At 50.3% G+C, this 10,511-nt stretch carries 10 protein-coding genes; 4 read left to right on the top strand and 6 right to left on the bottom strand.

The window, feature by feature from the left end; translation table 11 throughout:
* Positions 1-8: 8 nt before the first annotated feature.
* Positions 9-347 carry a DUF4134 domain-containing protein gene (locus ACAW74_RS27980; RefSeq protein WP_129606095.1) on the bottom strand — a complete coding sequence of 113 codons (339 nt, stop codon included), beginning with the start codon at positions 345-347 and terminating at the stop codon, positions 9-11.
* A gap of 351 nt (positions 348-698) precedes the next feature.
* Between ACAW74_RS27980 and ACAW74_RS27975 the strand changes: the two genes are divergently transcribed.
* The 4 genes from ACAW74_RS27975 to ACAW74_RS27960 all read left to right on the top strand — a co-directional run bounded on the left by ACAW74_RS27975 (position 699) and on the right by ACAW74_RS27960 (position 5,389).
* Positions 699-1,217: a hypothetical protein gene (locus ACAW74_RS27975; RefSeq protein WP_240699479.1), complete on the top strand. Its 519-nt coding sequence runs from the start codon at positions 699-701 to the stop codon at positions 1,215-1,217.
* 166 nt (positions 1,218-1,383) lie between these two features.
* The gene (locus tag ACAW74_RS27970) at positions 1,384-1,980 is read left to right on the top strand and encodes a nucleotide-binding protein (protein WP_129606093.1); all 597 of its coding nucleotides are present in this window, start codon (positions 1,384-1,386) and stop codon (positions 1,978-1,980) included.
* A gap of 12 nt (positions 1,981-1,992) precedes the next feature.
* Entirely contained in the window at positions 1,993-2,274 is a 282-nt protein-coding gene (locus ACAW74_RS27965) for a hypothetical protein (RefSeq protein WP_370701549.1), read from the top strand.
* Positions 2,275-2,383: 109 nt separating this feature from the next.
* Entirely contained in the window at positions 2,384-5,389 is a 3,006-nt protein-coding gene (locus tag ACAW74_RS27960; protein ID WP_129606088.1) for a DEAD/DEAH box helicase, read from the top strand.
* Here the strand turns inward: ACAW74_RS27960 and ACAW74_RS27955 are convergent.
* The 5 genes from ACAW74_RS27955 to ACAW74_RS27935 form a co-directional block, all read right to left on the bottom strand.
* Positions 5,370-5,741, bottom strand: a complete 372-nt coding sequence (locus tag ACAW74_RS27955) for a hypothetical protein (protein WP_370701548.1) — start codon at positions 5,739-5,741, stop codon at positions 5,370-5,372. The two genes, ACAW74_RS27960 and ACAW74_RS27955, sit on opposite strands and share 20 nt — an antisense overlap.
* Before the next feature lie 286 nt (positions 5,742-6,027).
* The gene (locus ACAW74_RS27950; protein ID WP_370701547.1) at positions 6,028-6,474 is read right to left on the bottom strand and encodes a hypothetical protein; all 447 of its coding nucleotides are present in this window, start codon (positions 6,472-6,474) and stop codon (positions 6,028-6,030) included.
* A gap of 303 nt (positions 6,475-6,777) precedes the next feature.
* Entirely contained in the window at positions 6,778-7,881 is a 1,104-nt protein-coding gene (locus ACAW74_RS27945; protein WP_370701546.1) for a hypothetical protein, read from the bottom strand.
* Between the two features lie 45 nt (positions 7,882-7,926).
* Positions 7,927-8,754 (bottom strand): AAA family ATPase, encoded by an 828-nt coding sequence (locus ACAW74_RS27940; protein WP_370701545.1) that lies wholly within the window; start codon positions 8,752-8,754, stop codon positions 7,927-7,929.
* Positions 8,735-10,231: a TnsB C-terminal domain-containing protein gene (locus ACAW74_RS27935; RefSeq protein WP_370701544.1), complete on the bottom strand. Its 1,497-nt coding sequence runs from the start codon at positions 10,229-10,231 to the stop codon at positions 8,735-8,737. Before ACAW74_RS27935 ends, ACAW74_RS27940 begins: the two co-directional genes overlap by 20 nt.
* Positions 10,232-10,511: the final 280 nt, after the last annotated feature.

Genomic DNA, 10,511 nt, shown 5'->3' with positions numbered 1-10,511 from the left:
GGAGTTGGTTAAGGTGTCTGGAAAAAGACGGCTTCCAGAATGGCTGCGAAAGCCAGCAGGAAGAGCACCGAACCGCCCCAGTTAACCGCCGATTTCTGCACGTCCTGATCGCCCGCCTGCATTTTAGAGTAGATGCGGAACGCCCCGAAGATGCCGACGATAGCGGCTATGACGTACATCACTGTCGTCATGGGCCGGAAGTAATCCTGTAAATCCTTAGTTGTTTGGGTCAGTACCTGTACCCCAGCTCCTATACCTTTGGTTTGGTCGACATTTTGGGCAACTGCCATACCGTTTGTCAGCGCAAGTAGCAACAGCCCCCGCCCGACGGTGTACATTCGTTTCATGAAAAAGTTGGAATAAAGCGTTACGTCTCCGGCCAGATGACAATGCAAAGATGCCGTAAATATTTAAAATATTAAATATTAATAGGTAAAAAATTATTGAAATATTCTGATTAAGCTAGATGTATACTGATAACCAATGAGTTGGTTTATCAACTCATTGAATACATTTTAGAACGTGCAGGTGAACATATAGGCGTTGCTTTTCTGAGTGATTAGGTACCCATATATTTGCTATACGTTTTATCCTCTTTGTTCGCTATGTTTACTATAGTTCAGAAAATCGTACTCGTCTTTCTTATCGGTGTCATTAGTTTTTATTGTCTAATTGGTTGTTCGGGTAGCCAACAGGAAGTGCCTTTATCCCTTGAGCAACAGAACGAGCAATCGAGCAAATCGTCAGTTCGGCTGAGTGGTACGTACACGTGCATCAAGCTTGCCTTAGCGAATGGCTACACAGAGGAGCGCGGACAGCTAAAAGGACAGGTTTATAAAGTAGAAACGGTGGTGAAGGAAGATTCTGTCCGCTTCGTGCTGTCGGGACAGGGTACGGCGGGTACGTATACCGCTCTCGATTTGGGTACCTACGCCGTTAATTATACCGCGACTGGCACGACGAACGGCGGGTATTTTACCATTAAAAAAGACATCCTTACTGATTACAATGCCGTCACGGTAGTCAACAGGACAATTGCCGGAACCAGTGGTGCGCGCCAGGTGACCTATACCTTTCCCATTACGTTATATCAGTTTGTGAATGGCACTCCGCGTAGTGGTCAGATAACAGTGGTTAAAGCCTCAGACATTTTTTCGACCACGCAACAGATTGTCGGCATCTTCACATTTGAACGTACCGTCTCGCTGACAAACTGAATTATTCGTAGTCGGTGTGTACGGGTAAAGCATGAAAACATCATTGATAATCAGTTGGTTAGTTGAATAGTTTTATAGTTAATTAGTTTATAAATAGTTGACTATTTTTTTAGATAGATAAATTTTGCTACTTGCCTAGGCAAAACCTGTAAGCTGATCGCCGACCATGAAGATTATCACTGTGGCTCACCAGAAAGGGGGTGTCGGTAAAACGACACTCGCGCTGAACCTGGCTTTCTATCTAAAAGACATCAAACGCGTAGGTATCGTTGATACTGACTTGCAGGGCAGTGTGCAGGGCCTTGATACGTTGCTGGACGGTATAACGCTGGTGAGCTACGAAGCCTTGCAGGAGGGAACGTACCCGGAACTGGATATTATCATCATTGATACGCCCCCGTACCTAACCAACCGACTAAACGACTTATTTTCTATCTCGGACTTCGTGCTTGTACCCACTAAAGTAAGCTACCTGGACGCAATGGCCCTGAAAGCGACGATGGCTATGCTTCAGCAGAGTCAGCAGGAACGGGCCGATCTGAAAGCGGGAATTGTATTGAATATGGTGAAACCACGCACGTCGATGAATCGGGAAATCAAAGATATCCTCGATGCGTATCCCATACCGACGCTGACTACACGAATTCACGAACGAGTCAGCTATATCCGATCTGTGGTTGCAGGCGGCATTGTGCAGTTAGAGGATACCAAAGCACACGAAGAGATGGCCGATCTGGCCGAAGAAATCATCGACCAACTGTAAACGAACACCAACATGGCAGAGACCCTTGCAGAACGAAAAGCCAGACTGGCCGATAAATTAAAGAATGAGCCGTCACAGACACCCATTCAGGAAGTGAATCCGGTGGCTGAGGTGGACAAGCCTGCAACCAAATCGGCAATCAACAAAGACGATGAATTAGTCCAGTTGAATGTTAAAGTACCCAGGAACATGTCTAAGGCCATAAAGCAGATCGCCCTTGACGATGAAGTCGACATACGCGAGGTTGTGTGGGAGGCTATCTCACAGTATCTGAAGAAACGGAAGCCATCGTAGCGGATTAATGTCGGAACAGGATCGGGCCGAAGTCCCTCGATCATTGCCTATCGGAGCTTTTAAGCGAAAGGCTGACTTACAGTAACGATCCACCTGTATTTACCACACCATGACTTTTCGGGCTACGTTCATTGGCGTTGATAAGCACGCCAGTTCATTCATAAGTGACCTTGCTGGAGCAACAAGAGATGCTACAGCCATGTATTCGCTCTTTGTCGACTCCATGCCTGCTCTTGAGGCCAAACTGTTGATAAACGAGGAGGCCACCACAGCTAATATTCGTCAGGCACTAAACGAAACATTGGTGGCAGCGGAAATGGACGATGTTGCATTGTTCTATTTCGCTGGACATGGTACGGAAGCTCATCAGTTAGTACCACATGATGCCGATGTTGCAGCCATCGACACGTCAACCATTCCAATGGATGAGTTAGCAACCAATCTAGCTGACTCAAAAGCCCGAGTTGTTATTGTTATTCTGGACTGTTGTTTCAGCGGAGGGGCGACCGCCCGCGTGCTTGCCGATCTGCCAGTTCCTCGGAGCAATTTGACGACAGTCGCTGACCTGCAAGGTAAAGGGCGCGTTATCATAGCTGCATCAAAAGATGATCAGCCGGCTTATGAATGGAAAGGACATGGTTTATTCACTCATGCTCTTCTACAAACGTTTATTAACTCTGCCGAGGGAATTAGTATCGGACAGTTGATGGATGATTCGGCTAAACGGGTACGCGCTATAACAGCTCAATACGGGTGGGAACAGACTCCCATCTATTTTAACCTCATCGAAGGAGGGTTAAACTTCCCTCCCTTAGTGCCAGGCCCAACTTTTCTACGGGCGTTTCCCGAGACAAACAACGTAAAGGTAAGTGCGACGATCAGTCAACTAGCTAACTTTGGCTTGTCTCTGCCCTTGCTTGAGCAATGGACCAATCGGTTTCCGAACGGGTTGAATGAGCTACAGTTAGAAGCGGTCAATGAACTACGCATCTTGGATGGTAAATCAGCCGTAATTGTAGCTCCTACCAGTTCCGGCAAGACGTTTGTTGGCGAAATGGCAGCCGCGAAAGCCATTACTCAAGGGCGTAAAGCCGTGTTCCTTTTACCCTACCGAGCCATCGTCGGTGAGAAATTTGATGACTTTTCCGACTTCTATGGCACCCTACTAAACCAACGAGTCATTCGGTGTACAGGCGATTACACCGATGATACCACTTCGTTCATCAAGGGCAAATATGACATAGCCCTGCTTACGTATGAAATGTTCCTCAATCTCTCCGTCGGCGTCCCAGCGTTGCTTAGTAAGATAGGATTGATTGTGTTAGACGAGGCACAATTTATCACTGATACGAACCGGGGTATCACGGTCGAGTTGATTTTAACGAATCTGCTGACGGCAAGGGAGCAAGGCGTTGATTGCCAAATCGTAACGCTATCCGCAGTAATTGGTAGCATTAATTATTTCAATGAATGGCTCGATTGTCAACTTCTATTTACTAAGAAAAGACCCATCCCATTAATTGAGGGCGTACTTGACCGGTCGGGGGTGTTTCAGTATATAGACCCAACCGGTCAGGAACGGGCCGAGCAATTGCTCCCTGCATACCGAATCGTTCGGCGGAAGGATAAACCGGGGAGTCAGGATGTAATTGTGCCATTAGTCATCGATTTGGTAGCTCGTCAGGAACAGATACTGATCTTTAGAAATCAAAAAGGCTCGACGGTAGGCTGTTCTATTTATCTGGCTAACGCCCTGGGTTTGCCGCCTGCTAACGATGCGTTGTCCAAACTGGTTGACTCGGACCCGTCATCGGCCTCTTCCGACTTAAGAAAGGCTTTGGTGGGGGGCACCGCTTTTCACAACTCGGACCTCAACCGTCAGGAACGTACCGTTGTTGAACAGACATTTAGAGCGATTAACAGTCCGGTTCGAGTGTTAGTCGCAACGACGACGGTAGCTGCTGGTATTAACACGCCGGCATCGACGGTCATAATTGTTGAGAACTTCTTTTACGGAGAGACGCGGCAATCTTTTACCGTCGCTGAATATAAGAACATGGCTGGTCGGGCTGGTCGGTTGGGATTGTCCGAGCAGGGTCGCAGCATTATGTTGGCCGAAACTCCTGACGAACGGCAACGCCTATTTAATCGCTATGTCAGAGGACAACCCGAACCAATTCGTTCGTCGTTCGAACCTGAGCAGACCGACACTTGGATACTGCGTCTGCTGTCACAAGTGAAAGAAATTCCTAAGGATCAAATTATTCGGCTTTTGTCGAGGACATACGGTGGTTATCTGGCTGGTCGGCAACGATTGAATTGGCAGGACGAGATACAAACTCGCCTGTCGATTGTGCTATATCAAATGGAAGCCTACGGGTTCATTGAGGAAGAGCTGGGTATGCTTCGATTGAGCTTGTTAGGCAAAGCTTGCGGTCGATCTAACCTTGCCTTTTCAACTGCTTTAAAGTTGGTAATGCTTCTAAAACGTATTTCGGGGGGCCTCACAGCCGAGACGTTGATGGCACATCTACAAGTGCTGGAAGAGGTTGGGGGCTATACGCCTATCGCGAAGAAAGCAACAAAGGAAGGAACTTGGGCTGTCGAAGTTGATAGGCGTTACGGTCGTCCAGTAGTACAAGCCCTTCAGTGGGGTGCCAAAGATGCCCCCGATTATAATGGACGTTGTAAACGAGCGGCCATCTTGTGGGTTTGGATAAACGGGCACCCTATAGCGCAAATAGAAAGCCATTACTCGGTTACACCATATGCCGGCAACATTGGAGCTGGAGACGTTCGGGGTATTGCGGACCGGACACGGCTCTACCTTCGGGCAGCTTACGAGATCGCCAGTATTATGCTGATTCCGATGCCTGATGAGATGGCGCAGGATGTTGACATCTTGCTTAAACAACTGGAAACGGGACTACCCAAAGCTGCTCTTGGTTTATTGTCACTGCCTATCCGTCTTAACCGGGGTGATTACTTACGGCTTTATGAAGCAAATTTGCTTTCAACTGAGGCTGTATTGAAGGCTTCGAGAGAGGCTTTAATACAGTATCTCCGTCCTGACCAAGTGGATCGACTTATCGAACTCACTTCAGAAGAGGTATAAAAATTAAAGCAGATGCTACAAAGGCAGTTAACAACTCTTTCCAACTATCGGGCTTCACAACAATCAGCGATAAACAGCCAGTGCAAATTGATAACACCGCTCTGGCCTGACTGATTTTATCGCCAGCAATAAACTGCTCGTATACCGAGGCTGGTAGTTGCCAAACAACGGTAACCAAACCGAGAAACAACAAGGCAAACAGGCAAAGTTGAAAATATGGAACGTCTTTTTTATTATGAATTTCCTGTTCTGCTTTGGCTTCTTCTTCCGAAACGATGTTACTCAACAATGAAATAATCTCCCCTTTCCCTTCTTGCCAGTATTTATTGTAATTTACATTAAACGTATTCATCACAAACCCTTTATTTTCCGAAGTGAATCCTATTTTGTGAATCTATCTAAAGCATTCATTATCAATGCCGTAGACAGCTTTTATAAAGCTGCGTGTTTCAAGCATTAACTCTTGAACCTCGTATAACAAGCTTACACGTTTTCGCTCATATTGCCCTTCGGCCAACTGTCAATCCACCACTTTACTGTGTGAGAAATCCTCGTCATCAATAATTCGATTGGGCAAGTTTATGGCCCTTTGTAGCAGCTTTTTACTTTTCAATACATTAAATTTCATTGACATAATTTTATTCTTCCTCAATGTCACCTGACCGCTTCTTCGTTGCGGTAAAAAATTCAGAGATTAAACTGTTTTTGAATAACAAACCGATCAGAAGGCTGATTATTGGAGCCAATTTGTCAAATACTCCAAATTGAGTGGAGCCGAGTAAAGCGGCAATCAGAAAAATGAGCATTAGCCCTTTATAAATTTTATCTCTGAAATCGAGCCGCTCAACCGTTTCTAGTTCTTTGTGCTGATACTCCGCCTGTTTCTCAGCAAGGAAACGCTCAGTATTAGCTTTATTTTTGAGGTACGTGTCTAACAGTTCGGACCCCATTTTAAGCAGCTTTTCCTGGCTATCGTTCTGCTGAACGGTAACCTGCTGATTAGCATCATGAAGTTTTTGCATCAATGCCGCATTCTGTCTTTTAAGCTCCTCATTGGTGGCATGGTTCGGTGGATTCTCGTTCATAAGTTTTGAATGATACAGTTGCAAAACTATCAAATTTACCGTCTTCGCACTATTGCCGACAACAGATACCGCACCCCTTCCGAGGGCTTATCGAACTGTAGCGTTCAACCAGATTCTGGTTGCCTGACCGTAACACACATCAATCGAATAAGATATGTCAGTGTTCACGCTTTGTGTCGTCAAAGTGCTCATGCTTTGTGTCGTCTGGCTTAAAAAACAGCCCATACAACCTACAAACAGGCCTCATTAGTCAGAAAGGCCATTTGTTCAACACAAATGGCTATTGACTACCCGCTGGGAGCCTCAGCGGCAAGGCGGCAGTTGAAAATGAACGTGCCGCCATCTCAACCGTTCCAATAATTTAACTCCTTCCGTTTGGTAGTAGACCTGCTGCGGCCATTCATCGGGGGCTTTTTTGGGCTGCCACCGTCGGCGGCGAAGGTGATGGCGTAGCCGAGGCCAACGTTGCGCCCAATCGGCGAAGAGCACTGCGTCGTCCGAATGAGTCGAGATCCCCTTGGCCAAACGCATATGGTCGTCATACAAATACAGTTCCACTGCACTGAGCACACGGGGCCTGGTCCGCCCGTCCGTAAAGCGCAGCACCACACCAAGCTCGTGTTCATACTTGATCTGACTATAGCGCAAGTGCGGTAAACTGGCTAACGTGACACCCCGACGAAGCCACTCGGCAATTAGTTGGTCAGCGGCCCAGTTCCGATACGTCGCCTTCAGATACGCGTGATCATCGGACTCAGTGGGTTGAGCTGGCAGAGGCCAACCGGCTACCTCATCGTGATACTGACTCAACAGAGCCAATACAGGCAATTGACTAGGTTCCAACCGAAGCTTCGTGCGCAACCGACACAACTCGCCAGCCCAGCGACGAATACTCGCCAAACGCAGGGCTAACACTACTTCGGATACGCCTTGCGCTCGACCCTCGGCCAGATAGGCATCAACCCACTCCACACAAAGTTGTCCCCGCCACCCCCGCTGCTGCACAAAAGCGAACCAATGGGTCAGTCCATTCAGCGTCATGGGGCCGATCCGTCGCTGGGACCAACCCCAGTAGCGAATCAGCTCGGAGAGACAATACGGGGGAACTTGAGGCTGCTGCTGCCAGCGCGCAGGCGATAACAGCCCTGGAGCCGCCAGACGAAAACTAAGGCTTAGAAACCGCCCCACGCCCATGATCGCCTGCCGCTGAACATGGACCAGGTACGCGCCCAGGCTGTCCCGGTCAGCCGGCTGGCCTGTACCGGCACAATACTGTAAGAAGGCGATAATGGGTTGCGGATACTGATCGATAACATCATCGTATTGCGCATGGACTAACCACAGATAGGTGGGCGAGCAACAGACGGACGGATCCAGTTCGGTGGGCAGCAGGCGGCTGACGGGCATAGAGCGGTGGGTTGACATCCTGAATGGAACGGGTTGACGGGCGGGTTAATCCGGCGGGCCAATCGTCAGCAGCAGGCTGGCTTTTTGAACCACCTCCAGGGTTACATGCTTCAATTGATTTATTGCGACAATCCGGTCAATCTGGCTCAATAGACGTGTCAGCAGGCGCATGTTTCCCCGGCAAGTCCGAACCACCGCCCCCAAGGTCAGCTCATCGGCGAACGGCGGGTGAACCAGCAACGGTTGATTGGCCTGATCTCGCCCGGTGAGCAGCATGGTTAAATCCTGATTGGCCAACTCCCGAAAATGATGGGCAAAACCCACTCGGGAATACAACTGTGGGTAGCGTTTGAGCCGCTTCTCCAGACCAGGCATACCAATCAACACCAGCTCAAAGCCGTGGTGGTCGTAGAGATCGCGTAAGAATTCTAGGGAGTTCACGTTGAGCCGATCCGCTTCATCGACCAGCAGAATAGCGGGCACCGTCGGTAGCAGGGTACGGTTTAGCTCTTCCGACAAGCGACCTACCTGCCGATACGTATTGAAATCGAGGGCGAGATCCTCCTGTAACCGGCGGGGCGTGTTGGTGACCGGCGCGGTGTAATAAATGGCTTTGACCAGAGGTTCCCGATTCGGCGGCGTTAGCACGGGGGAATCGTAGTAGGCTTGCTTCAGGACGCGCTGGGCTGTTTCCCACTGGGAAAAGTAGCGTGCTGACCACGTCTTACCCACCCCCGCCGCCCCGTAGCACAGGCCGATGTAGCGATACTGCCCGCAGGCCGTCGCGAACTCATCAAACCAGCGGCTGCCCGGCATCTGGATGAAGCGAACCCCCGTCTGGTCTTCAAAGGGCTTATTCAGTTCGATGGCCATAGGCATACAGTTTTAACGCCGTTGAACTGGGTGTAGGATGCAGTAGCTCCACCACAGGCACAGCATCCGGGGCGGTGGTCGCCACCGACGAGGCAGCCAGTGCGGCTGTCGGCGTCAGGGCATCCAGGTAGTCACGGGCCTGCCGGAGTTTAGTGCGCCGGTCGGCATTGACCTGACGGCGGGCCTTATCGAGTTCCTTCAGACTCACCGTTTGATCGCTGATGCGTACACAAACCGCTTTGCCGATACATTCCTCGCCCAGATAGACCCGAATTTCGGCCAAGTCACGGGGGTCATACCGAATCGTCACCCACTCGCCCACGTACGCCGTCAGCACCGTGGAGAGATACCGCAACCCTCGGAAGTGAATACCATCCTTAAGTATTCGACGGGGCTTGCTCACGGTTAGTAACAGGGTGTCCAGTACGGACCAATCTACCGGTTGCTGCGGCACGAAACCGCCCGCCTGCCAGCGTTCTAGAGGTGTCTGGCCCGTCGAGCGATGGGCGCGAACTAAATACACGTCGGTAATAAACACCTCTAACTTTGCCTCCAACTGCTTCAGGGTCAACAAGGGTAGGTCGGGGTCAGGGGCCGGTGCTTTCGTGTAACCGGGTAAGGTCCGCAATAAACCCGTGTTGAGACTGCCAAATAAGCGTTCGATTTTGCCTTTTCCCCGGGGCCGCCGGGGCCGGGTACGGACGACCTCGACGTGCAGTCGTAAACAGATCTCGGCTAAATGCTTGGAGAGAAAGTCGCGCCCCCGGTCGGAGTAGAGGCGTTGAGGAATGCCACATACCGGCCAGTTGGCTTTGCCTTTGGGATAGATGGCATGGCGCAACGCTAAGGCCGTGTGCAACGCATTGGGATGGTCGACCGAGAGATAGAAGCCACAGACACAGCGACTGTAGTCATCCTCGATCAAGGTTAGCCAGGGCCGCACAACGTTCCCCTTTTCATCGACCACGGCCACATCCAGCGGCGTGTGGTCAGCCTGCCACAGCGCGTTGGGGTAGGCAGTTTCCCAGCGGTACACCAGTTCGCATTCCTGTCGGTAGGCTTCGGGCCCTTTACGGGCTAAGACCAACAGAGCGGGGTCAATTTGGCCAAACCAGCGGCGTACGGTTGGGTAAGCGGGGGGCGTTCGTTTCGTCAGGGTGGCCTGGTTGACAATCCAGGCATGGATGTCCGAAACCTGATACGCCGGGCGTGCCAGGGCCAACGCCCGGGTAACTTCCTGCCACCCTGTATTCAACGGGCGGGGCTTTTTTTGATCGGCCCGACAGGCGGTATCTAACCCAGCCAGCCCGTGTTGTTTATACTGACGGAGCCATCGCTGCACAGTCCGATGAGCCACCCCGGCTAGCTGAGCGGCCTGCTGTTCGGATTGTTGCCCGGCTAAGACAGGTTCAAGGCAGGCATGTTTCTCCGTGGCGGCGTAGCTGCGTCGATGGCCGGGGGCGGGAAGCTGTTTCATCACTCAGTGCGGTCAGCACGTTGGCCAAACTGCCGCAATAAGTGGGCCAATCCCCTGCATTAACGATGATAAGATACTGACAATCATACAAACATCTTATTTAGTGGCATGGTATTGTGCTCAGAATCACAACGGTCAATTTTTGGTGAGTGATCGCTAATCAATTTCCTGTAACCGACCTAATTAGCGGTTCCCGGCTACAGGTTATCACACGAGGTCGCGCCCGTTTTCTGCTGTTTACGTCCTCAACAGTACTCAGACCTTTGCTAAGTGGACATTC

Source organism: Fibrella musci, from assembly GCF_041321105.1.
GTDB classification, from domain to species: domain Bacteria; phylum Bacteroidota; class Bacteroidia; order Cytophagales; family Spirosomataceae; genus Fibrella; species Fibrella musci.
This window is presented reverse-complemented; position numbering and strand designations above follow the sequence as displayed.

Bases quoted from the DNA above. Each gene is read 5' to 3' on its own strand.
- ACAW74_RS27945 (WP_370701546.1), bottom strand. From the start codon at position 7,881: ATGCCCGTCAGCCGCCTGCTGCCCACCGAACTGGATCCGTCCGTCTGT.
- ACAW74_RS27950 (WP_370701547.1), bottom strand. From the start codon at position 6,474: ATGAACGAGAATCCACCGAACCATGCCACCAATGAGGAGCTTAAAAGA.
- ACAW74_RS27935 (WP_370701544.1), bottom strand. From the start codon at position 10,231: ATGAAACAGCTTCCCGCCCCCGGCCATCGACGCAGCTACGCCGCCACG.
- ACAW74_RS27965 (WP_370701549.1), top strand. From the start codon at position 1,993: ATGGCAGAGACCCTTGCAGAACGAAAAGCCAGACTGGCCGATAAATTA.
- ACAW74_RS27960 (WP_129606088.1), top strand. From the start codon at position 2,384: ATGACTTTTCGGGCTACGTTCATTGGCGTTGATAAGCACGCCAGTTCA.
- ACAW74_RS27980 (WP_129606095.1), bottom strand. From the start codon at position 347: ATGAAACGAATGTACACCGTCGGGCGGGGGCTGTTGCTACTTGCGCTG.
- ACAW74_RS27970 (WP_129606093.1), top strand. From the start codon at position 1,384: ATGAAGATTATCACTGTGGCTCACCAGAAAGGGGGTGTCGGTAAAACG.
- ACAW74_RS27940 (WP_370701545.1), bottom strand. From the start codon at position 8,754: ATGGCCATCGAACTGAATAAGCCCTTTGAAGACCAGACGGGGGTTCGC.
- ACAW74_RS27955 (WP_370701548.1), bottom strand. From the start codon at position 5,741: ATGAATACGTTTAATGTAAATTACAATAAATACTGGCAAGAAGGGAAA.